Origin of the sequence: Phycicoccus avicenniae, from assembly GCF_050496545.1 — a bacterium.
GTDB lineage: Bacteria > Actinomycetota > Actinomycetes > Actinomycetales > Dermatophilaceae > Phycicoccus > Phycicoccus avicenniae_A.
In genome coordinates this window covers 1-21,990 of sequence record NZ_JBNVZV010000013.1, presented here as the reverse complement: position 1 = coordinate 21,990, position 21,990 = coordinate 1, and the positions used below count along the sequence as shown (strand labels likewise).

The window sequence follows — 21,990 nt, the reverse complement described above, 5'->3', positions numbered from 1 at the left end:
GGGCTCAGGGGGAGGGGTCGAGGCAGCGCTGGGCGCTCGTCGCGGCCGACGAGCCGTCCGAGGCGCCCACGACGTAGCAGACCTGGCGCGCAGAGGGGTCGACCCCCTCCACGACGCCCTTCGTCGTGCCGGGCGGGAAGGAGGCCACGATCCTGGGCTCCGGCAGCCCGACCTGGGTGACGAAGAACGTCGCGACGCCCTTCGACGGATCGGTCCACTCCAGCGCGACGCTCGTGCCGCTGCCGCGCGCGTCGACGACGACCGGCCGCAGGGCGGGGTCCTGGACCGGCGGCACGGGGGTCGCGGACAGGCTGGGACCGAGCGAGACCGTCGGCACCGTGTTCGGGGTCGGTGTCGTCGACGGCGCGGCCCGCGGCTCCGCCGGGCGGTCGAGGACGAGCACGAGGGAGACCCCGATGGCCGCGCCCGCCGCGAGCCCGAGGGCCACCCGGCGTCCGGGGGTGCCCAGCAACCCCTTGCCCGTCGGGGACGCGGGCGACACGACCGACGACGGGTCGTCGGCGAGGGCCGTCGGGGCGGTGCCCGTCGGCTCGGCGTCGAGGGTCTCGGGGGCCGTGTGCGCCAGCGCGGACACCGCCGGCACCGCGGCAGCGGGGGCGCCGAGCGCCGGTCCGGGGGGTGCCGCGGGCGTCCGGGGCTCCGCGACGGGCTCGGGCGGGGGTGGCTCGCTCTCACCGAGCCGGACCCATTCGCGCTCGTTCGTCGCGGGCTCGCTGTCGTTGGGAACGGCTGTCGCGGAGGCGGACTCGACCGCGGGCTCGGCCACGGATCCGCTAGCGGCACTCGGCGCCCATCCGCTCGAGGCACCCTCGACCCGGGCGAGCTCGTGCATCAGCTGCTCGGCGGTCGCGGTCCGGCCGGCGGGGTCCTTGACGAGGCACCGCGCGATGACCTCGGCCAGCCCGGGAGGCAGGTCGGTGCGCGACAGCTCGCGGGGAGCCTCGGTGCGAACGCGACGCAGGTAGGCGAGGGCGGTGTCGTCGGCAGGGTCGTCGCTGGCGAAGGGCGGGCGGCCGTCGAGCAGCGTGAAGAGTGTCGACCCGAGCGACCACACGTCGTCGGCGGCGGTCGGCGGCACACCGTCGAGCACCTGCGGCGCCGCGTGCCGGTACGAGAACTGCTCGACCGACGCCGTCGCCCCGGAGTCGGCCAGCCGGGCGATCCCGAAGTCGGCCAGCACCCACGAGGTCGGCAGCACGAGGATGTTCTGCGGCTTGACGTCACGGTGCAGGACGCCCTGGCCGTGGGCGAAGGCGAGCGCGTCGGCGATGACCTTCCCGACCCGCACGACGTCGGCCGCGGGCAGCGGCCCGGACGCACGGAGGGTGTCCTGCAACGATCCCCGCTCCAGGTACTCCATGACGATGGCGGGCCGCCCGTCCGCCGTCGTGCCGGTGTCCAGGACCGTGACGACGTGCGGGTGCAGTCGTCCGAGCCGCACCGTCAGCTCGAGCTCGCGGCGGAAGCGCGCGGCCGTCGCGGCGTCGTCGACCTGGAGGACCTTGACGGCCACGTCGCGCCGGAGCGCCTTCTGCCGGGCGCGGTACACGACGCTGTCGGCGCCCCGGGCGACCTCGACCGCTCCGTCGTACCCGGGCAGCAGCTCGGGGCCGGCGGCGGGCACGGCCGAGGGCTCCGGGGGACGCCAGGCGTCGTCGGTGCTCATCGCACACCTCCCGACAGGCTCGTCTCCACCGGTCCCCTTCCTCGTCCGCTCCGACTCGCCGTCATGGTATGGCCCTGACGCCGGAGCCGCCCGATCGGCCATGATCATCCCCGTGCAGGGAATTCCGGTGGTCCTCGACGTCGACACGGGTGTCGACGACGCCTGCGCGCTGCTCCTCGCCGCGCTCCACCCGTGCCTCGACCTGCGGGCCGTCACCTGCGTGGGCGGCAACGCCCCGCTCGTCGACGTCGTCCGCAACACCCTCACCGTCCTCGAGCTGGTCGGCCGCACCGACGTCCCCGTCGGCGTCGGAGCCACCCGTCCGCTCCTCGAGGACCCGGTCGACGCCCGGCACGTGCACGGGTCCGACGGGATGGCCGACCTCGGCCTCCCACCGCCCGCCCTCGAGCCCGACCCCCGCATCGCCGTCGAGCTGCTGCGCGAGACGGTCGAGTCCTCTGCCGCCGAGGGGCGCCCCGTCACGCTCGTGCCCCTGGCCCCGATGACGAACATCGCGCTCTTCGCCCGGCTGCACCCGTCGGCGTTCGGGAAGCTCGGCCGCGTCGTGTTCATGGGTGGCGGCGCCAACATCAGCAACGCCACTGCCGCAGCCGAGTTCAACGTCTTCCATGACCCGGAGGCGGCGGCCGTCGTCCTCGACGCCTGCGCCGTCCACGAGGTCCCGGTGACGATGTACGGGCTCGACGTCTTCTACGAGCCCAAGGTCACCGACGCCCAGGTGCAGCGCCTGCGTGCGGTCGACACCGCACCGGCACAGCTCGCAGCGGCGCTCATCTCCTTCCACCACCGGCGCTTCGCGAGCGACGGCGCGACCATCGGCGACGCGGGCGCCGTCGCGATGCTGCTCGCCCCCGATGCCGTGCGCACCGAGCGACGACCCGTGCGGGTCGAGCTCTCCGGCACCTGGACCCGCGGCCGGACCATCGTCGACACCCGGGACTGGAGCGGTGACATGGCGCACGACCCCCACGGGCTGTCCCCGGCGATGGTCGACGTGGCGCTCGAGATCAACGGCCCGTGGGTCGCCGACCTGTGGCTGCGCACCGTGGGAGGAGAGCAGTGGTGAGCGGACGCGTCCTCGTCCTCGGGTCGCTCAACGTCGACCTCGTGACCCGGGTGGAGGCCCACCCCCGGCCCGGGGAGACGGTGCTGGGGGAGGGGCTGTCGCGGCTCGCCGGCGGCAAGGGCGCCAACCAGGCGGTCTCCGCCGCCGCCGCGGGTGCCGCCGTGGCGATGGTCGGCTGCGTCGGCGACGACGACGGCGGCCGCGCCTACCGGGAGCGGCTGGCCCGCCTCGGCGTCGACGTCGCCGCGGTCCGCGTCGTCGAGGGGGCCACGACCGGCCACGCCCTCATCCAGGTCTCCGACGACGGCGAGAACTCGATCGTCGTCGTGCCCGGCGCCAACGAGGAGGTCGGCGCCGCCGAGCTCGACGCCGTCCGGTCCCTCGGTCCCGGCGACGTCCTGCTGCTCCAGCTCGAGATCCCCCTGCACGTCGTCTGCGAGGCGGCGCGCCTCGCCGACGGCCGCGGGGCCCGGGTGGTCCTCAACGTCGCCCCCTACGTGGCGCTGCCCCCCGACGTCGTCGCGCTCGGCGACCCCGTCGTCGCCAACGAGCTCGAGATGGCCGCGCTCGCCGAGGCCGGCGCCGAGACGGGGTCGCTCCTCGTGACGTTCGGGGCGAACGGTGCCTCGTGGGACGGCGACACGGCGCCCGCGCACGCGCTCGAGGGTGGCCGGGTGGTCGACACCACCGGGGCCGGTGACGCGTTCTGCGGGGCGCTGGCCGCCGCCCTCGCGCGGGGTGAGGATCGCCCGGCGGCGCTGCACGCCGCGCTGGCGGCCGGCGCCGCCGCGGTCCAGCGCGAGGGTGCGCAACCCGATCCCTACCTGTGAGTAACTTCTGCGTCACGGACGGCCTCTGCAGGTGGGGTGCCGTGCCATCGTGACGACATGGCCGCCACCGACGCCGTCCGCACCGACGACCCGACCCGCCGCGCGCCGGCGCCACTGAGCGCCGACGCCTCCGTCCTGCGCGCCTTCCTCGACGGGCCGCACGCCGCCGCCCGCGACGAGGTGCGTGCCGCGCTCGTCGAGCACGTGGCCGTCCTCGACGAGCGGGTCGACCTCTCCCGAAGCGAGCTGCGCCGGCGGGTCCGCGACCTCGTCGTCGAGATCGGCACGAGCGGCCGTGCCGCGCACGGCTTCCCGCCCGCGTACGGCGGGGGCGGTGACATCGGGGCATCCATCGCGTCGTTCGAGACGCTCGCGTACGGGGACCTGTCCGTCCTCGTGAAGTCCGGCGTCCAGTTCGGGTTGTTCGGTGGCGCGGTGCTCCAGCTCGGCACCCGCAGCCACCACGAGCGCTACCTGCCGGACATCCTCACCGGCCGCCTCCTCGGCTGCTTCGCGATGACCGAGACCGGCCACGGCAGCAACGTCCAGGCCCTCGGCACCACCGCCACCTACGACCCGGCCACCGACGAGCTGGTGGTCCGCACACCCGACGACGCCTCGCGCAAGGACTACATCGGCAACGCCGCCGAGGACGGCGAGCTGGCCGTCGTCTTCGCCCAGCTCGAGGTCGGTGGCGAGGGGCACGGCGTCCACGCCGTCCTCGTCCCGATCCGTCGCGCCGGCGAGGTCCTGCCCGGCGTGCGGGTCGAGGACTGCGGCGCCAAGCTCGGGCTCGAGGGCGTCGACAACGGCCGCCTCTGGTTCGACGACGTGCGGGTGCCGCGGGCCAACCTCCTCGACCGGTTCGCGAGCATCGACGACGACGGCCGCTACCGCTCGGACATCGAGAACCCGAACCGTCGCTTCTTCACGATGCTCGGCACGCTCGTGCAGGGACGGGTCAGCGTCGGGGGTGGCGCGATTGCGGCGTCGAAGGTCGCGCAGGAGATCGCGGTCCGGTATGCGTTGCGGCGCAGGCAGTTCGAGACCGGCGCCGGTGAGGAGGAGCAGCTGCTCCTCGATTACGGGATGCACCAGCGCCGCCTGCTGCCGATGCTCGCCCGCACCTACGCGCTGAGCTGCGCCCAGCAGGAGGTCGCCCGTCAGCTGCACGACGTGTTCTCGCACGACACCCCCGAGGCCGACGACCGCGCCCGCCGCGCGCTGGAGTCCCGGGCCGCCGGCACCAAGGCGCTGGCGACCTGGCACGCCAGCGACGCCATCCAGGAGTGCCGCGAGGCGTGCGGCGGCGCGGGCTACCTCTCCGCCAACCGCTTCGCCGCGCTCAAGGCCGACACCGACGTCTTCACGACGTTCGAGGGCGACAACCACGTCCTGCTCCAGCTCGTCGCCAAGGGCCTGCTCACCGACTACTCCTCCGAGTTCGAGGACCTCGACCAGCTCGGGATGGTGCGCTTCGTCACCGGGCTGGCCGTCGACACCCTCGTCGAGCGCACCGCCGCCCACCAGCTGCTCGAGCGCATCCGCGACGTGCTGCCCGGCGGCCGCGACGCCTGGGACACCGAGGCCGGCATCCTCGACTCCGACTACCAGCTGGCGATGCTGCGCTTCCGCGAGGAGCACCAGGTGGCCGGCGTCGCCCGCCGGCTCAAGGCCGGTGTGGGGGCGGGCCGGCCGCCCGGCCAGGTGTTCAGCGAGGTGCAGGACCACGTCATCACCGCCGCGCGCTCGCACGTCGAGCGGCTCGTCCTCGAGGCCTTCGTCGAGCGGGTGCGCGCCGAGCCGCCGTCGCCCAGCCGCGACGTCCTCGCCGCCCTCTGCGACCTGCACGCCCTGTCCGTCATCGAGGCCGACCGCGGCTGGTTCCTCGAGCACGGGCGGCTCTCGGCGCCGCGCTCGAAGGCCATCACCCGCGAGGTCTCGGTGCTGCTGCGGCGGCTGCGGCCGGTCGCGCTCGAGCTCGTCGAGGCGTTCGGCATCCCGCCCGAGGTCCTCGGCGCGCGCGAGCTCGTCGGGCCCTGAGCCCGACGGTCAGTCGGCGCGCGGCGGCGCGAGCGGGACGGGGTCGACGACGATCGCCGTCTGCTGGCCCGCCACCCGGGTGAGGATGACCGTCGCCTGCGCGCCGTCGCCGGCCTTGCGCCCGATCTTCAGCTGGCGGCGCAGCTCGTCGTCATCGAGGCGCACCCCGCGCTTCTTGACGGTCAGGCCGGTCACCCCGTGCTGGGCGAGCCACGCCCGCAGCGTCTTGACGGTGAACGGCATCGACTCGAGGACCGCGTACCGGCGAGCGAACGGCACGTCGACCTCGGCGTCGGAGAGGACGTACCCGAGCCCGCGGTCGACCTCGACCCCGAGCGTCGCGGCGGTCACCGCCCCGAGGAGGCCGGCCTGGGTGACTGCGCGGTCCGGCTCGTAGAGCCAGGCACCGATCGAGCCCGACCCCTCGGCCACCGGCGGCTCGGGCTCGGCCATCGTCTGGTCGACCTCGACGGGCGAGCGGCCGGCGGAGAGGATGCGCGCGCTGCGCCCGGGGCGCTGGGCGAGCGGGCCCCACCAGACGGCGCACTCGAGCACCTCGCCGCCGAACGAGGTCCACTGCGCCTCGGTGCCCAGCGGGATGGCGTCCTGCGGCATCGAGGGCGAGAGCTTGGCCCCGGTGGCCGGGACGGCGGTCGCGACCTGGAGGACGAAGTCCCAGGACGGGCGGATCTCGTCGAGGCGGAAGACCCGCTTGATGCGCCCGTGCCGGCCGGTCTTCCCGGGGACGCGGCGTGCGGGGTCGAGCCACACGCCGACGCGGGAGCGCAGGGGGTCGCGGGGCGGCTCGAACTCCTCGGCGTATCCCTCGCGGGCGCGCGAGTCGGGCCAGGGGCGCAGGTTGGTGTCGGCGACGGCCGCGGTGACGGGGTCGATGTCGACGCCCTGCACGGTGACGCCGAGGGCCGACATCGCGACGGCGTCGGACCCGATGCCGCAGCCGAGGTCGTGGACGGTGGCCAGCGAGGCGTTGTAGAAGCGGCCCGCGTGGGTGGCGGCGACCTCGAGGCGCGAGGCCTGCTCGAGGCCGTCCGGGGTGTAGAGCATGTCGCCCGCGAACTCGCCGAACTTGGCCTCGGCCCGGGCGCGCAGGCGCTGCTGGGTGAGGAGCGCGGCCACGACCTCGGGCGGATGGCCCGCGCGGCGCAGCCGGTCCTGGAGGGCGAACACGGCCGACTCGTCGTACGGCGGCAGCGAGCGGAGGAGGGCCTTGCCGTCGGGCGACCCGAGCGCTCTCACGGTGCCGACGTCCACGGCCGGACATCCTGCCATCCGCTCCCGACCGTGGCCGGTGGGCCCCGGTGCGCCCGGCGCGGCGCCCACCCGCTGGCACTCGAGTTGACCGAGTGCTAACGGCGTCCTAGATTTGCCTCATTGGCACTCGTCACCGGCGAGTGCCAGCGCAGCCCGGTCCGGGGATCGACCCCCGCGACGGCGTGACACGGCCCGGCCCGCGCAGTCCCCGTCCACTTCGACTCATCCCACAGGGGAGGAGCACACCGTGTCGGTTTCCATCAAGCCGCTCGAGGACCGCATCGTCATCAAGAGCCTCGAGGCCGAGCAGACCACCGCGTCCGGGCTCGTCATCCCGGACACCGCCAAGGAGAAGCCCCAGGAGGGCGAGGTCCTGGCGGTCGGTCCGGGTCGCATCGACGACAAGGGCAACCGCGTCCCGCTCGACGTCAACGTCGGCGACCGCGTCATCTACAGCAAGTACGGCGGCACCGAGATCAAGCACGGCGGCGAAGAGTACCTCATCCTCTCCGCCCGTGACGTGCTCGCCGTCGTCGGCTGACGCACGCACCACCAGCCGTGACCGCGCCCCGGTGTGCACCCGACCGGGTGCCACCGGGGCGCGTCCGGCTCCCCTGACGCACAGCACCCACCGCCGGCGGGCGTCTCGTCGCCCCGGCACCCCCCACCGAGAAGGACAGCAATGGCCAAGGAACTGGAGTTCAACGACTCCGCCCGCAAGTCGCTCGAGCGCGGCGTCGACGCGCTCGCGAACGCCGTCAAGGTGACGCTCGGCCCCAAGGGCCGCAACGTCGTCATCGACAAGAAGTGGGGCGCCCCGACCATCACGAACGACGGCGTGACCATCGCCCGTGAGGTCGAGCTCGAGGACGCCTACGAGAACCTCGGCGCCCAGCTCGCCAAGGAGGTCGCCACCAAGACCAACGACGTCGCCGGTGACGGCACCACCACCGCGACCGTCCTCGCCCAGGCCATGGTCAAGGAGGGCCTGCGCAACGTCGCCGCGGGCGCCGCCCCGTCCGGCCTCAAGCGCGGCATGGACCGCGCCGTCGAGGCCGTGTCCGAGCGCCTGCTCGAGACCGCCCGCGAGATCGAGTCCAAGGACGAGATCGCCCAGGTCGCCTCGCTGTCGGCCCAGGACCAGGAGATCGGCGGCATCATCGCCGACGCGTTCGACAAGGTCGGCAAGGACGGCGTCATCACCGTCGAGGAGTCCTCGACCGCCTCCACCGAGCTCGAGTTCACCGAGGGCATGCAGTTCGACAAGGGCTACATCTCCCCGTACTTCGTCTCCGACCCCGAGCGCATGGAGGCCGTCCTCGAGGACGCCTACGTGCTCGTCAACCAGGGCAAGATCTCGGCGATCGCCGACGTCCTCCCGGTGCTCGAGAAGGTCGTCCAGGCCGGCAAGCCGCTCGTCGTCATCGCCGAGGACGTCGACGGCGAGGCCCTCTCGACCCTCGTCGTCAACAAGATGCGCGGCACCTTCACCGTCGTCGCCGTCAAGGCGCCCGGCTTCGGTGACCGCCGCAAGGCGATGCTCCAGGACATCGCGACCCTCACCGGCGGCCAGGTCGTCGCCGAGGAGGTCGGCCTCAAGCTCGACCAGGTCGGGCTCGAGGTGCTGGGCCAGGCCCGTCGCGTCGTCGTCACCAAGGACAACACGACGGTCATCGACGGCGCCGGCGAGGCCGCCGACGTCGAGGGCCGCGTCGCGCAGATCAAGCAGGAGATCGAGCGCACGGACTCCGACTGGGACCGCGAGAAGCTCCAGGAGCGCCTCGCCAAGCTCGCCGGCGGCGTCTGCGTCATCAAGGTCGGCGCGCACACCGAGGTCGAGCTCAAGGAGAAGAAGCACCGCATCGAGGACGCCATCTCGGCGACCCGCGCGGCCATCGAGGAGGGCATCGTCGCCGGTGGCGGCTCGGCCCTCATCCAGGCCGTGTCGGTGCTCGACGGGCTCGGGCTCGAGGGCGACGAGGCCGTCGGCGCCCGCATCGTGCAGAAGGCCGCGGCCGAGCCGCTGCGCTGGATCGCCGAGAACGCGGGCCTGCAGGGCTACGTCGCCGTCGCCAAGGTCTCCGAGCTGGGTGCCGGCCAGGGCCTCAACGCCGCGACCGGCGAGTACGAGGACCTCGTCAAGGCCGGTGTCATCGACCCGGTCAAGGTCACCCGCTCGGCGCTGCGCAACGCCGCGTCCATCGCCTCGATGGTCCTGACGACCGACACCCTCGTCGTCGAGAAGAAGGAGGACGAGGAGCCGGCCGCCGCCGGTGGCCACGGCCACGGGCACGGCCACTGAGGCTGCTCCCTCCCTCGCACCACCGCACGCCGCCCGGTCCCGCCCAGGGGCCGGGCGGCGTCGTGCGTGCGGGCGTCTGACCCGCCGCCTCCTCATGGTGGGCCGCGCGTAGGGTCGGGGGATGCGGCTGCTCGGGGTGCTCGGCGGGATGAGCTGGACCTCGAGCGAGGCCTACTACCGCGGGCTCAACGTCGGGGTGGCGCAGCGGCTCGGGGGACTGCACTCGGCGCGGCTGCTGCTGCACTCGGTCGACTTCGCGCCGGTGGCCGAGGCGCAGCACGCCGACGACTGGGACGCCACCGCGCGCATCCTCGGGGACGCGGCCCGGGGTCTGGCGGCCGGCGGGGCCGAGGCGCTGCTCCTCGCCACGAACACGATGCACAAGGTCGCCGGCGACATCGAGGCCGCGGCGGGCGTGCCGCTGCTCCACATCGCCGACCCGACCGCCGACGCGCTGCTCGCCGGCGGGCACCATCGGGTCGGGCTGCTGGCCACGCGCTTCACGATGGAGCAGGACTTCTACGTCGAGCGGCTGCGCGGGCGGGGGCTCGACGTGGTCGTTCCCGGTGCCGGCGACCGCGACCTCGTCCACCGGGTCATCTACGACGAGCTGGTCCACGACGTCGTGCGCGAGGAGTCACGGGCCGCCTACCTCGAGGTCGTGCGGCGCCTGGTCACCGACGGCGCGGACTCCGTCGTCCTGGGGTGCACCGAGATCGGGCTGCTGCTGCGCGACGGCGACGCCGACGTCCCGCTGCTCGACACGACCGCGCTCCACGTCGCGGCCGGCGTCGACTGGCTCTGCGCCACCGACTGATTGCCCATCCGCCACCTCCCGGGCCCCGATCCGGGCTCGCGGAGGTGGCGGATGCGCAATGAGTCGGGTCGGGCGGCGCGGCCATCCTCCCCTCGTTGCGAGTTCTCGCAGTTCCGCTGGCGCCAACTACTCACACAGTGAATAGTGGCGGCATGACGACGGGACACGTGCTGCTGGGGCTGCTGTCGAGGGGGCAGCAGCACGGCTACGACCTCAAGCGCGCGCACGACGCGCTCTTCCCGTCGGCGCGTCCCATCGCCCCGGGGCAGGTGTACGCGGCCCTCGACCGGGCCGCCGCCCGGGGATGGGTCGAGCTCGCCGCGGTCGAGCGCGACGGTGGCCCGGACCGCCGGGTCTACGCGCTCACCGCGGCGGGCCGCGCGGAGCTGGAGCGCTGGAGCGCCGCCACCGAGGCGCCCGACGCCCTGCTCTCGCACCCGCTCGCCACCCGGGCCGCGGTCGCGATGCTCGCCGGCGGCCCGGAGGCGGCCCGTGACCTGCTCGACCGCCAGCGGGTGGTCGTCGTGGGCCGGATGCGCGAGCTGACCCGCCGCAAGACCGACTCCGGGCTCTCCGTCGGGGAGCTGCTCGCCACCGACCACGCCATCGCCCACCTCGACGCGAACGTGCGCTGGCTCGAGGCCGCCGCCGCCCGCGTCGTCGACCTCGCCGAGGAGCTCCGATGACCCCGCAGCCGCACGCCACCACCGACGTCGGGACCCCGGCACCGGCCGTCCCGCGCCTCACGGCGAGCGGGCTGGTCGTGCACCAGGGCCGCACGCGCGCCCTCGCCGGCGTCGAGCTCGAGATCGCGGCCGGGGAGCGGGTGGCCGTCACCGGGGCGTCGGGCTCCGGCAAGTCGACCCTCCTGCTGGCGCTCGGCGGGGTGCTCGTGCCGACCGAGGGCCACGTCGCGCTCGACGGTGCCACGCTGTCGCACCTCGCCGAGGCCGAGCGGGCCCGGCTGCGGCGCACCCGGTTCGGCATCGTCTTCCAGTACGGCCAGCTGATCCCCGACCTCACCGCCGTCGAGAACGTCGCCCTGCCCCTCCTGCTGCTCGGTCGGCCCCGACGGGAGGCCCTCGAGTCCGCGCGGGCGGTGCTCGCCGAGCTGCGGGTCGACGACGTCGCGGACCGCCGGCCGATCGACATGGCGGGCGGTCAGTCGCAGCGCGTGGCCATCGCCCGGGCCCTCGTCACGGCGCCCGACGTCGTCCTCGCCGACGAGCCCACCGGCTCCCTCGACACCGTCTCCGGCGAGCGGGTGATGGCCACCCTCCTCGGCGCCGTGCGCGAGCGCGGCGCGACGCTCGTCGTCGTCACCCACGACGCCACGGTCGCGGCCTACTGCGACCGTGAGGTGCGGCTGCGGGACGGGCTCGTCGTCGGGACGGAGGCCGGGCGATGACCTGGGCCGGCGCCACCTGGCTGGCCTTCCGCGGCGGTCGCTCGGACCGGCTGCGCATCGTCCTCACGGTCGCCTCGACGGCGCTGGCCGCGGTGCTCGTGCTGCTCGCCGGGGCCGTCGCCACACCACCCGGGTCCGAGCCGTCGTTCTACTCGAACCCCACGCTGTGGAACGAGGAGGGGCTGCGTGGTGGCACGGTGTTCGCCCTGGCCCTGCTCTGCCTGCCGTTCCTCGCCTTCGCCGCGCAGTGCTCGCGGATCGGGGCACCGGAGCGCCAGCGCCGCCTCGAGGACCTCGCGCGCCTCGGCACGACGCCGCACGAGCTGCGCCGCGTCGTCGCCCTCGAGGCCGGCATCGCCGCGGCGGGCGGGGCTGGGCTCGGCATCCCGCTCTACGTGCTGCTGGCGCTCGTCGTGGACAGCATCGGGGCGCCGGTCCCCATCACGCCCGACCTCGAGTTCGCGCCCACGTCGACGCAGTGGATGGCCGATGCCCTGTTGCTCCCGACGGACCGGGTGCCCGCGTGGTGGGTGGTCCTCCCGGGCCTGCTCCTGCTGCCGCTGCTCGTGACGGTGGCCGCCTCCGTGGGGGCCGCCCGCCGGGACCGCCGGGGGGATGCGCCCCGCGCCACCCGGCGCCGGGTGCTGCGTTCGGGTGCCGCGGTCGTCCTCGCCCTGCTGGTCGCGTCTGTCGCGCCCACCGTCGTCGCTGGCGCGTCGCGGGGCAGCACGATCGCCTTCTCGGCCCTCCTGCTGCTCGCCGTGGTCGCGTTCTCGGTCGGGGCCGCCGGCCTCGCGGGCGAGCTCGCCGTGGCCGTGGGCGGCCGGCTCGCGGTCGCCTCCGGCCGGGCCGACCTGCTGCTGGCGGGCCGCCGGATGACCGCGCAGCAGCGGCGGGGCGCATCCCGGCTGACCCTGCTGCTCGGGTGCCTCATCGGCGGCGGGGCGCTCGTGCTGCGCGCCGAGGCCCTCGCGATGAGCGCGCAGCAGGGCGATACCGACGGGTTCTTCGGGCAGACGTACACGCTGGTGCTCGTCGCCCTCGGCCTCGCCACGGCCGCGAGCGCGCTGGGGCTGCTCGTCGCCGAGGTCGAGGGTGTGGTCGAGCGCCGGCGCAGCCTGGCGACGGCGGTCGCCGCGGGCGTCCCGCGCGCCGTCATCGCCCGGGCGGTCGTCGTCGAGGCGGTGCTGCCCGTCGTGCCGGCCGTCCTCGTGACGACCCTGGTCGGCGGGCTCGTAGCCAAGACCTACCTGCTGTCCGTCGCCGAGCCGTACGCCGACTTCCCGACCGGCACCGTGCTCGGCTTCGTCGGTGTGGTGTGTGTCGTGGCGACCGCAGCCGCCGCCCTCGCGACCCTCGCCCTCCCCGCGAGCACCGACGTCTCCGAGGCCCGCGTCCCCGCCTGAGCCCGACCGATTGCCCATCCGCCACCTCGCGGGCCCAGATCCGGGCTCGTGGAGGTGGCGGATGCGCAATGAGTCGGGTCGGTGCGGCGGGGATCAGGCGCCGGAGGTGACGCGGAGACTGCCGCCGCCGTCGAGCGTCACGACGTCACCGACCCGGACCTGGCGGCCCCGACGCGTGTCGACCTCGCCGTTGACGGCGACCAAACCGCGCTCGACGACCTCGCGGGCGTCGGCGCCGTCGTCGACCAGCCCGCTCAGCTTGAGCAGCTGGCCGAGCCGGATGGACTCGTCACGGATGGGGACCTCGAGGGCGTCGTCGGGCACGGCGTCAGGCTACGGCGTGGCCGTGGACGGGACACCGCGCGTCCCCGGGGACATCGCCCCGGACGTGGCCGCGCCCGGGCGGCACTGGCCGCCCGGGCGCGTTCCCACGGGTGGCCGCAGGTCCGGTCGTGGGCTCTCGCCCCCACGACCGGCGCCTGCGGCGGGTGGACCTGCGCGCGCGCCGTGGGCTCTCGCCCCCACGGCGCGGCGGGTCCGGATCGGCCCCCGGAGGGCCGAGCGGCGCCCGTGTGGGCGGGCGCCGGGTTCGGTGGGCGTCGGTCAGGACGCCAGGTGCCGCTCGCGGGCGTAGACGCTCTCGCGCTCGTCCTCGGTGAGGCCGCCCCACACGCCGTAGGGCTCACGGACGGCCAGGGCGTGCTCGCGGCACTGCTGGATCACGGGGCAGGCGAGGCAGACGTCCTTGGCGGCGGTGGCCCGGCGGTGGCGCTTGCTGCCGCGCTCTCCCTCGGGGTGGAAGAACACCTCGGGACCGACCCGACGGCAGGAGCCCTCGAGCTGCCAGTCCCACAGGTCGGCCACGGGGCCCGGGAGCCGGGTGATCTCGGCCATGTGTCTACCTCCACGCGATCGTCTGCCACATCCCTCCAGCGGCAACGAAATCTCACGCTAGGTGGCGTTTGTGAAGGGGTGGGCAAGCGCTGGGTAAGGCTTTGGTCAAGGCGTGGCAACGGGGGCTCAAGACCTGGCCCGAACGGCCGATGCGGCCTCCTCCGGTGGGGGGAGGAACGGCCCCGGGAAGGCTCCGGGGCGTCGTCGGGACGGTGGTCGGCCCCGGGGCCGCGGAGACGTAGAATCGGGTGATGAGCCTCGGACTCGACGAGACCGCCACCACCCCCGCCGGCACCACCCCGGGTGAGCCCGTCACCGTGCCCGCCGCCTCGGCCGAGCCCGCGCCGTCCAGCCCCTTCGCGGAGCTCGGGCTCACCTACGACGACGTGCTCCTCCAGCCGGGCGAGACCGACGTCATCCCGAGCGAGGTCGACACCACGGCGCGCCTCACCCGCGAGATCTCGCTGCGGGTGCCGCTCGTCTCGGCGGCCATGGACACCGTCACCGAGGCCCGGATGGCGATCGCGATGGCGCGCCACGGTGGGCTCGGCATCCTGCACCGCAACCTCTCGATCGAGGACCAGGCCTACCAGGTCGACCTCGTGAAGCGGACCCAGACCGGGATGATCTCCAACCCCGTCACCATCGGCCCGGACGCCACCCTCGAGGAGCTCGACGAGATCTGCGGGCGCTACCGCGTCTCCGGCCTGCCGGTCGTCGACCCGGGCGAGCACCTGCTCGGCATCGTCACCAACCGCGACCTGCGCTTCACGCCGGTCGCCGAGTGGGGCCACACCCTCGTCCGCGACGTCATGACGCCGATGCCCCTGATCACCGGTCACGTCGGCATCGGCCACGACGAGGCCACCCGGCTGCTGCGCCAGCACAAGCGCGAGCGGCTCCCGATCATCGACGACGAGGGCCGGCTGCGCGGGCTCATCACCGTCAAGGACTTCGTGAAGTCCGAGCAGTTCCCGCACGCCAGCAAGGACGGCGACGGCCGGCTGATGGTCGGCGCGGCCGTCGGCTACTTCGGCGAGGCCTGGGAGCGGGCCGCCACGCTCGTCGAGGCCGGGGTCGACGTCCTCGTCGTCGACACCGCGCACGGCCACGCGCGGCTGCTCCTCGAGATGGTCGAGCGGGTCAAGAAGGACCCCGCGCTGCGGCACGTCCAGGTCATCGGCGGCAACGTCGCCACCCGCGCCGGGGCGCAGGCGCTCGTCGACGCCGGGGTGGACGCCGTCAAGGTCGGCGTCGGGCCGGGCTCGATCTGCACCACCCGCGTCGTGGCCGGGGTCGGCGTCCCGCAGGTCACGGCCATCTACGAGGCCTCGCTGGCCTGCCGCCCGGCCGGGGTGCCCCTCATCGGCGACGGCGGCCTCCAGTACTCCGGGGACATCGCCAAGGCGCTCGTCGCCGGCGCGGACACCGTGATGATCGGCTCGCTGCTCGCCGGGTGCGAGGAGTCGCCGGGCGAGCTGGTCTTCATCAACGGCAAGCAGTTCAAGGCCTACCGCGGGATGGGCTCGCTCGGGGCGATGTCCTCGCGCGGCAAGAAGTCCTACTCCAAGGACCGCTACTTCCAGGCCGACGTCGCCTCCGACGACAAGATCGTCCCCGAGGGCATCGAGGGCCAGGTCGCCTACCGCGGGCCGGTCGGGGCCGTCGTCCACCAGCTCGTCGGGGGGCTGCACCAGTCGATGTTCTATGTCGGCTCGCGCACCGTCCCCGAGCTCAAGGCCCGCGGGCGCTTCATCCGCATCACGACCGCCGGGCTGCGCGAGTCCCACCCCCACGACATCACCGGCATCGTCGAGGCGCCGAACTACAGCGGCCAGGGCTGACCGCCGGGTCGTGCCCGGCGCCTCGCCGACGTAGGGTCTGGCGCGTGCGCCGCGTCCTGATGCTCCTCCCGCTGCTGGCGCTCGCCCTCGCGGGCGGGTGCGGCACGGCGGGCCGGTCGGTGGCGCCCTCGGGCAGCACGTCCGCGTCGGCCACCGGCGACCCCGTGCCGTCCACGGCCCCGACGCCCTCCCCGCGACCGGCCGCCACGAAGGCCGAGGAGCTCGTGCGGGCCGTCCCCCAGCCCACCGAGGCCGCCCCGCCGGCGTCCGGCGGGGGTGGTGACGATGACGGCGCCCCGTCGCAGGGCAGCGGGACCGGCGGCCTGACCTCGCTCAGCGGGAACACCCGCAACCAGATCGTCTGGGCGCCGCTGTCGAACCCCTCGGCGGTGCGCTCGGAGGGGTCGGTGTCGCGGTACAAGGCGTGGTCGACCTCGAAGGTCCTCGTCGTCGCCGCCTACCTCGACACCGTGGTCGACGGCGACCCGTCGCGGATCAGCAGCGGCGACCGCAGCCTCATCCGGGCCGCCCTGACCCGCAGCGACGGTGACGCCGTCGTGGCCATCCGCGAGAGGATCCCCGGCAGCCCCGGCTCGGCCATCACCTCCGTGCTGCGCTCGATCGGCGACTCCTCGACGTCGGCGCCCGACCGCTCCCAGGGCGCGATGTCGTGGAGCCCGCGCGAGCAGGTGCGGTTCATGGCCGCGCTCGCCGCCGGGCGCGTGGTCAGCGCCGAGGCCAGCGCGTGGCTGCTCGGGCAGATGCAGCCGATCTCCGCGCACCGCTGGGGGCTCGGGACCATCGGTGCGTCGTCGTTCAAGGGCGGCTGGCTGACCTCGGACTCCGAGACCCGGCAGATGGGCATCGTCGGGGGCTACGCGGTGGCCATCATCACCGTCGGCGAGGGGCCGGCCGTCGTGCAGACCGACGGTGACTCCGCGCACGTGCAGCAGATGAACCGGCTCGCGGCCCTGCTCGCCAAGCGCCTCGGCTGACCGAGCGTCCACGAATCGTCACATTCGTCGAGTGCTGGACGGGTGGGGCTGGTGGGCCGGAAGCGGCGCGTCCACGAATCGTCACATTCGTCAGTTCGTGGACGCGCCCTCTCTGGCGTGACAGCGTCAGTCGGTGGTGAGGGCGTCGCGCCAGGAGCGCGCGACCAGCCCTCCGTCGGCGGAGCGGTCCACCGACGTCGAGGCCAGCAGGGCCCGCACGACCGCCCGGGTGACGCAGCGCGCGGCGGCGTCGTGGAGGTCGACCAGGTCGAGGCCCACCGGCGCGGGCCCGGCACCGGTCGCGAGGGTGAAGACGGTGTCGCCGTCGAAGGGCGTGTGCACCGGGGAGATGGCGCGCGCGATGCCGTCGTGCGCCACCGTGGCCAGCCGCCGGCAGCCGCCCTTCCCGAGCGCCGCGTCGGTGGCGACGACGACGAGGGTCGTCGCCCGCCCGGCGCGCATCGCCTCGGCTTCGGCGCGTCGCTCCTCCCAGTAGGCCTGCGCGGCAGCCGGGTCCGGGGACGGCAGGTCGGCGAACTCGCCATCGAGGCCCCACTGCGCGCCGAGCAGCGCGCCGTCGGCGCCCACCGGCGACCCGACCGCGTTGACGGCGACCAGCACCCCGACGGTCTGGCCCGAATCGAGCACCGCCGAGGCCGTCCCGACGCCTCCGCGCAGCCCGCCCGCGCGTGCGCCGGTGCCCGCGCCGACCGCCCCGCACGTGACGGGACCGTCGACGGCCACCGCGTACGCCGAGGCGCCGTCGGCCGGGCCGGGATGGTGGCGCCACGTGCCGGCCCGCCCGAGGTCGAAGAGGATCGCGGCGGGGACGATCGGTACGCGCTCGTCCGCGCCGGGTCCGACCGGCCATCCGGCTCCCGCCGCCCAGGCTGCGTCGGCGACCCCGTCGGCGGTTCCGAGCCCGAAGGCGCTCCCGCCCGAGAGGACGACGGCGTCCACCGCGTCGACGGCGTTCGCCGGATCGAGCAGGTCGGTCTCCCGGGTGCCGGGACCGCCGCCGCGGACGTCGACGCCGCCGACCGTGCCCGGGGGTGGCACGACGACGGAGACTCCCGTCAGCCAGCCCGGCTCGTCGCGGGTGACCTGCCCGACGCGCACGCCGGGCACGTCGGTGATGGCGTTGTGGGGTCCGGGTCGCACGCCCCCAGCATTCACCACGGCTCCACCCCCGACGCGACGGTGCCGGCCCCGCGGACGCGGGACCGGCACCGGTCGGGAGGTGAGGGCGGGCCTCACCGGGCGGTCGTCAGTGGACGATCACCGGGGGAGCGACCTCGTCGGCGTCGGCACCCTCGAGCAGGTGCGACTCCTCGTGCTTGCGCGGCAGGAAGGCCGCCGCGACGAGCGTGAGGGTGACGAACCCGGCCGCGAACCAGAAGGTGTGCGCGTAGGCGTCGGCCGCGAGGTCCGCGACCCGCGCCCCGAGGGCACCGACCGCGGCCTGCGGGTCGCCGCCCTGCTGGGCGAGGAAGTCACCGACGAGCGGCAGCTTCGCGAGCGCACCCTGGGCGGCCTCGGGACCCTGCGTCTGCACGGTCTCGAGGTACTGCCCGCCCTGGCCGACGAGCGGCCGGTCCTTGAACGCGTTGGTGAGGATGACCGAGAACGTCGCGACTCCCACCGAGCTGGCGATCTGCTGGGTGATGTTGAGCAGCGTCGTGCCGCGGGCGACCTCGTGGTGCGTCAGCGTCTTGAGTGCCGAGGTCATGATCGGCATCATCGTGCCGCCCATGCCGAGGCCCATGACGAAGAGGATCGGGATGAGGTAGCCCCAGTGCGAGGAGTCGGCCTCGATCTGGGTCAGCGCGAACATCCCGCCGGTGATGAGCAGCAGCCCGAACGGGACGATGCGGCCGACCGGGAACTTGTCGACCAGCGCGCCGGCGATGGGCATCGTCAGCATCGCGCCGAGGCCCTGCGGGGCCAGGAGCCAGCCCGCGGAGAGCGGCGTCTCACCCTGGACCTGCTGGAGGAACTGGGGGACGAGGAGCAGGCCGCCGAAGAAGGCCGCGGCGAAGATGAACATCGTGATGATCGCGACCGTGAGGTTGCGGTTCTTGAACAGCCGGAAGTCGAGCAGCGGGTGCTCGGGACGGAAGCTGTACAGCACGAAGGCGATGATCAGCGCGAGCCCGACGAGGCCGGGGACGAGCACCTTGGCGTGCCCGACGCCGCCCTCGCCCGGGATGGACGAGACGCCGTAGAGGAAGAGGGCCAGGCCGGGGCTCATCATCAGCACACCGCGCCAGTCGAAGGACTCCGACGGGTGCGGGCGGTCGCCGGGGAGGGCGAACCAGGCGTAGCCGAGGGCGAGGACGCCGATCGGCAGGTTGATGAGGAAGATCCAGTGCCAGCTGTAGTGGTCGATGAGCCAGCCGCCGAGGATGGGGCCGAAGATCGGGCCGAGGAGCATCGGGATGCCGAGCACGGCCATCAGCCGGCCCATCCGCTTCGGGCCGGCGGCGCGGGTCATGATCGTCATGCCGAGCGGCATGAGCATGCCGCCGCCGAGGCCCTGGAGGACGCGGAAGCCGACGAGCATCTCGATGCTCGTGGCGGTGGCGCACAGCACCGAGCCGGCGACGAAGAGGCCGACGGCCAGCATGTAGAGGCGCTTGGTGCCGAACCGGTCGGCGGCCCAGCCGGTGAGCGGGATGACCGTGGCCAGGGCGAGCGTGTAGCCGGTGACGGTCCACGCGACGGTGGAGTAGTCGAGGGGCACGCCGTCCTTGGCGAAGTCGACCTGCAGGGTGCGCAGGGCGACGTTGACGACGGTGATGTCGAGGATCGACATGATGGCGCCGAGGACGACGACGCCGGCGATCTTGAGGACCGCGGCGTCGATCTTCTCGGGGTACTCGGGGGGCGCCGAGGGCGCTGGTGCTGCAGCGGACACGCGTGGCTCCATGTCGGGTGGTCTGGGCGGTGGGACCGCCCGGGATGACGGCGGCCGTCGGCCCGTGGTGGGCGGGTGGCGACGGTGCCGGGAGAAGTCTGCCGGAGGGGTCCGACAGGCCGGAAACGTTTTTGGGTTCCCGGCTCTTCCCGGGGCCCCGGACACCGTCCGAACGGCCGATGCCGGCCTCGGTAGGCTGCACCGGTGAGCGAGATCGAGATCGGCCGTGGCAAGCGGGGGCGCCGTGCGTACTCCTTCGACGACATCGCCATCGTGCCGTCGCGCCGGACCCGTGACCCCGAGGAGGTGTCCACCGGCTGGCAGATCGATGCCTACCACTTCGAGCTGCCGGTCATCGCGGCGCCGATGGACTCGGTGATGTCGCCGGAGTCGGCCATCGCCTTCGGTCAGCACGGCGGGCTCCCGGTGCTCGACCTCGAGGGCCTGTGGACCCGCTACGAGGACCCCGCGCCGCTGCTCGCCGAGATCGCCACGCTCGAGCCGGCCCGGGCCACGCAGCGGATGCAGGAGATCTACCGCGAGCCGATCCAGCCCGAGCTGGTCACCGAGCGGCTGCGCCAGATCCGCGCGTCGGGCGTCACCGTCGCCGGGGCCCTGAGCCCGCAGCGCACCCAGGAGCTGTGGAAGACCGTCGTCGACGCCGGCGTCGACCTCTTCGTCATCCGCGGCACCACCGTCTCGGCCGAGCACGTCTCGGGGCGCGCCGAGCCGCTCAACCTCAAGCGCTTCATCTACGAGCTCGACGTGCCGGTCATCGTCGGTGGCGCGGCCTCCTACTCGGCGGCCCTGCACCTGATGCGCACCGGCGCGGCGGGCGTGCTCGTCGGCTTCGGCGGCGGCGCGGCGCACACGACCCGCACGACGCTCGGCATCCACGCCCCGATGGCCAGCGCCATCGCCGACGTCGCGGCCGCCCGCCGCGACTACCTCGACGAGTCCGGCGGCCGCTACGTCCACGTCATCGCCGACGGCGGGGTCGGAACCAGCGGCGACGTCGTCAAGGCCGTGGCCTGCGGCGCCGACGCCGTGATGCTCGGCGCCGCCCTCGCCCGCGCCACCGACGCCCCCGGCCGCGGCTTCCACTGGGGGCCCGAGGCCCACCACCCCGAGCTGCCGCGCGGCGAGCGGGTCGAGGTCGGGGCCGTGGCGCCGCTGGCCGAGCTGCTCTTCGGCCCCAGCCGGCTCGCCGACGGCACGACGAACCTCGTCGGCGCGCTGCGCCGGGCGATGGCGACGTCGGGCTACCTCGACCTCAAGGAGTTCCAGCGCGTCGAGGTCGTCGTCGCGCCGTACCAGCGCAGCTGAGGGCCGGCCGGGGCCGGCCGGCGTGACGGGGAACGCACTGCGCGGGACCTGCGCGGCAGGTACCCTCAGGGGTATGGGGAGCGCCGTGCCGGAGGGCCGGAGCCGCGTCGTGCGGGCCGGTCTGCTCCTCCCGCTGCTCCTCCCGCTGCTCACCGGCGTGCTCGCGATGCACGTGCTGCTCCTGTGCTCCGACGGGGCGGGGGCGGCGGGGCACGCGGGCCATGCCTCCGCGACCCACGGCATGCCCGCCCACTCGGTGCACCTCCTCGGCGCCGACCCGGTCACCGTCGGGTCGGCGGCCCCCGGTCCCACGGCGGAGGCGTCCTCCACCGCCGAGCTAGTCTGCGTCGCCGTGCTCGGGGCCGTCGTCGTGCTCGTGCTGCGACGGCGCGGGGTCCTCGCGCCCGCGGCCACGGGTACCGCGGCCCCGCGCACGGTGGTCCTGCGCCGGCTCTCTCGGCCCCCACCATCGATCCGGCTGCCTGTCCTCCTCTGCGTCTCGCGGACCTAGCCGCTCTCCGGCTCCGTTCCCGCACAGCACGTCCCAGAGAGAGGCAGTTCCATCATGCGCACCACCACGACCCGGCGCGCCGTCCTGCTGACGGCTCCCGCCCTCCTCGCCCTCGGCCTCGCGGCCTGTGGCGGCGATGACACCGGCACCCACGGATCGATGATGGGGTCGCGCTCGTCCGCGGTCCCGTCCGCCGCCGGTGACCACGACCAGGCCGACGTCATGTTCTCGATGATGATGGTCCCCCACCACGAGCAGGCCCTGGAGATGGCCGCCCTCGTGCCCTCGCGCAGCAAGGACGTCACGCTGCTCGACCTCTCCCGCCGCATCGAGGCCGGCCAGCAGCCCGAGATCGACCGCATGCAGGGCTGGCTCGACGCCTGGGCCTCGGACGCCTCGGGCGCCATGGGCTCGATGGACCACGGCATGGGCGGGATGATGTCCGCCACCGACCTGCGCGAGCTGGCCGCGCTCATCGGCGCCGCGTTCGAGAAGCGTTGGCTGGAGATGATGGTCGAGCACCACGAGGGCGCCATCGACATGGCCGAGGACGTGCTGAAGCGCGGCTCGCACGCCGGCACGAAGGACCTCGCGCTGGCGATCATCGAGGCCCAGCAGCGCGAGATCGACGAGATGCGCGCGATGCTCGCC

Annotated in this window: 20 protein-coding genes; 14 read left to right on the top strand and 6 right to left on the bottom strand. The window is 74.3% G+C overall.

The window, feature by feature from the left end; genetic code table 11:
- Positions 1 to 4: 4 nt before the first annotated feature.
- On the bottom strand, positions 5 to 1,687 hold the full coding sequence (locus ACQZ2A_RS12130; RefSeq protein ID WP_430211260.1) for a serine/threonine-protein kinase: 1,683 nt from the start codon (positions 1,685 to 1,687) through the stop codon (positions 5 to 7).
- 112 nt (positions 1,688 to 1,799) lie between these two features.
- Between ACQZ2A_RS12130 and ACQZ2A_RS12125 the strand changes: the two genes are divergently transcribed.
- The 3 genes from ACQZ2A_RS12125 to ACQZ2A_RS12115 are packed head-to-tail and all read left to right on the top strand — an operon-like array spanning position 1,800 to position 5,647.
- Positions 1,800 to 2,774 (top strand): nucleoside hydrolase, encoded by a 975-nt coding sequence (locus ACQZ2A_RS12125; RefSeq protein WP_430211257.1) that lies wholly within the window; start codon positions 1,800 to 1,802, stop codon positions 2,772 to 2,774.
- Entirely contained in the window at positions 2,768 to 3,604 is an 837-nt protein-coding gene (locus ACQZ2A_RS12120; protein WP_430211256.1) for a PfkB family carbohydrate kinase, read from the top strand. Before ACQZ2A_RS12125 ends, ACQZ2A_RS12120 begins: the two co-directional genes overlap by 7 nt.
- A gap of 57 nt (positions 3,605 to 3,661) precedes the next feature.
- Complete coding sequence (locus tag ACQZ2A_RS12115) at positions 3,662 to 5,647, top strand: acyl-CoA dehydrogenase (RefSeq protein ID WP_430211253.1); 1,986 nt, start codon at positions 3,662 to 3,664, stop codon at positions 5,645 to 5,647.
- Between the two features lie 9 nt (positions 5,648 to 5,656).
- Here ACQZ2A_RS12115 and ACQZ2A_RS12110 read toward each other — a convergent pair whose 3' ends face one another.
- Positions 5,657 to 6,919 carry a THUMP-like domain-containing protein gene (locus tag ACQZ2A_RS12110; RefSeq protein ID WP_430211250.1) on the bottom strand — a complete coding sequence of 421 codons (1,263 nt, stop codon included), beginning with the start codon at positions 6,917 to 6,919 and terminating at the stop codon, positions 5,657 to 5,659.
- A 247-nt stretch (positions 6,920 to 7,166) separates the two neighbouring features.
- Between ACQZ2A_RS12110 and groES the strand changes: the two genes are divergently transcribed.
- The 6 genes from groES (at position 7,167) to ACQZ2A_RS12080 (ending at position 12,852) form a co-directional block, all read left to right on the top strand.
- Positions 7,167 to 7,460 (top strand): co-chaperone GroES, encoded by a 294-nt coding sequence (gene groES / locus ACQZ2A_RS12105; RefSeq protein ID WP_055810586.1) that lies wholly within the window; start codon positions 7,167 to 7,169, stop codon positions 7,458 to 7,460.
- A 141-nt stretch (positions 7,461 to 7,601) separates the two neighbouring features.
- Positions 7,602 to 9,221 (top strand): chaperonin GroEL, encoded by a 1,620-nt coding sequence (gene groL / locus ACQZ2A_RS12100; protein WP_430211247.1) that lies wholly within the window; start codon positions 7,602 to 7,604, stop codon positions 9,219 to 9,221.
- A gap of 121 nt (positions 9,222 to 9,342) precedes the next feature.
- Positions 9,343 to 10,038 (top strand): aspartate/glutamate racemase family protein, encoded by a 696-nt coding sequence (locus ACQZ2A_RS12095; protein ID WP_430211245.1) that lies wholly within the window; start codon positions 9,343 to 9,345, stop codon positions 10,036 to 10,038.
- A 152-nt stretch (positions 10,039 to 10,190) separates the two neighbouring features.
- A complete protein-coding gene (locus ACQZ2A_RS12090; RefSeq protein ID WP_430211243.1) occupies positions 10,191 to 10,724 on the top strand; it encodes a PadR family transcriptional regulator in 534 nt (177 codons plus the stop codon).
- Entirely contained in the window at positions 10,721 to 11,446 is a 726-nt protein-coding gene (locus ACQZ2A_RS12085) for an ABC transporter ATP-binding protein (RefSeq protein ID WP_430211242.1), read from the top strand. Before ACQZ2A_RS12090 ends, ACQZ2A_RS12085 begins: the two co-directional genes overlap by 4 nt.
- Entirely contained in the window at positions 11,443 to 12,852 is a 1,410-nt protein-coding gene (locus tag ACQZ2A_RS12080) for an FtsX-like permease family protein (RefSeq protein WP_430211240.1), read from the top strand. Before ACQZ2A_RS12085 ends, ACQZ2A_RS12080 begins: the two co-directional genes overlap by 4 nt.
- Positions 12,853 to 12,945: 93 nt before the next feature.
- On the opposite strand, the gene ACQZ2A_RS12075 is transcribed toward ACQZ2A_RS12080, so the two are convergent.
- Positions 12,946 to 13,176: an RNA-binding S4 domain-containing protein gene (locus tag ACQZ2A_RS12075; protein WP_430211239.1), complete on the bottom strand. Its 231-nt coding sequence runs from the start codon at positions 13,174 to 13,176 to the stop codon at positions 12,946 to 12,948.
- 279 nt (positions 13,177 to 13,455) lie between these two features.
- Positions 13,456 to 13,746, bottom strand: a complete 291-nt coding sequence (locus ACQZ2A_RS12070; RefSeq protein WP_430211237.1) for a WhiB family transcriptional regulator — start codon at positions 13,744 to 13,746, stop codon at positions 13,456 to 13,458.
- A 251-nt stretch (positions 13,747 to 13,997) separates the two neighbouring features.
- On the opposite strand from ACQZ2A_RS12070, the gene guaB reads away from it, so the two are divergent.
- A complete protein-coding gene (gene guaB, locus ACQZ2A_RS12065; RefSeq protein WP_430211235.1) occupies positions 13,998 to 15,590 on the top strand; it encodes an IMP dehydrogenase in 1,593 nt (530 codons plus the stop codon).
- A gap of 44 nt (positions 15,591 to 15,634) precedes the next feature.
- On the top strand, positions 15,635 to 16,585 hold the full coding sequence (locus ACQZ2A_RS12060) for a serine hydrolase (protein WP_430211232.1): 951 nt from the start codon (positions 15,635 to 15,637) through the stop codon (positions 16,583 to 16,585).
- A gap of 126 nt (positions 16,586 to 16,711) precedes the next feature.
- Here ACQZ2A_RS12060 and ACQZ2A_RS12055 read toward each other — a convergent pair whose 3' ends face one another.
- Together ACQZ2A_RS12055 and ACQZ2A_RS12050 are read right to left on the bottom strand one after the other, a co-directional pair.
- Complete coding sequence (locus tag ACQZ2A_RS12055) at positions 16,712 to 17,746, bottom strand: P1 family peptidase (protein WP_430211230.1); 1,035 nt, start codon at positions 17,744 to 17,746, stop codon at positions 16,712 to 16,714.
- A 106-nt stretch (positions 17,747 to 17,852) separates the two neighbouring features.
- Positions 17,853 to 19,502 carry a DHA2 family efflux MFS transporter permease subunit gene (locus ACQZ2A_RS12050; protein ID WP_430211228.1) on the bottom strand — a complete coding sequence of 550 codons (1,650 nt, stop codon included), beginning with the start codon at positions 19,500 to 19,502 and terminating at the stop codon, positions 17,853 to 17,855.
- A gap of 204 nt (positions 19,503 to 19,706) precedes the next feature.
- Between ACQZ2A_RS12050 and ACQZ2A_RS12045 the strand changes: the two genes are divergently transcribed.
- From ACQZ2A_RS12045 to ACQZ2A_RS12035, 3 genes are all read left to right on the top strand, one after another.
- Positions 19,707 to 20,828 carry a GuaB3 family IMP dehydrogenase-related protein gene (locus tag ACQZ2A_RS12045; protein ID WP_430211226.1) on the top strand — a complete coding sequence of 374 codons (1,122 nt, stop codon included), beginning with the start codon at positions 19,707 to 19,709 and terminating at the stop codon, positions 20,826 to 20,828.
- Positions 20,829 to 20,901: 73 nt separating this feature from the next.
- The gene (locus tag ACQZ2A_RS12040) at positions 20,902 to 21,339 is read left to right on the top strand and encodes a hypothetical protein (RefSeq protein ID WP_430211225.1); all 438 of its coding nucleotides are present in this window, start codon (positions 20,902 to 20,904) and stop codon (positions 21,337 to 21,339) included.
- A gap of 54 nt (positions 21,340 to 21,393) precedes the next feature.
- Positions 21,394 to 21,990: DUF305 domain-containing protein (locus ACQZ2A_RS12035; RefSeq protein WP_430211223.1), on the top strand; the 597-nt coding region annotated here is incomplete at its 3' end.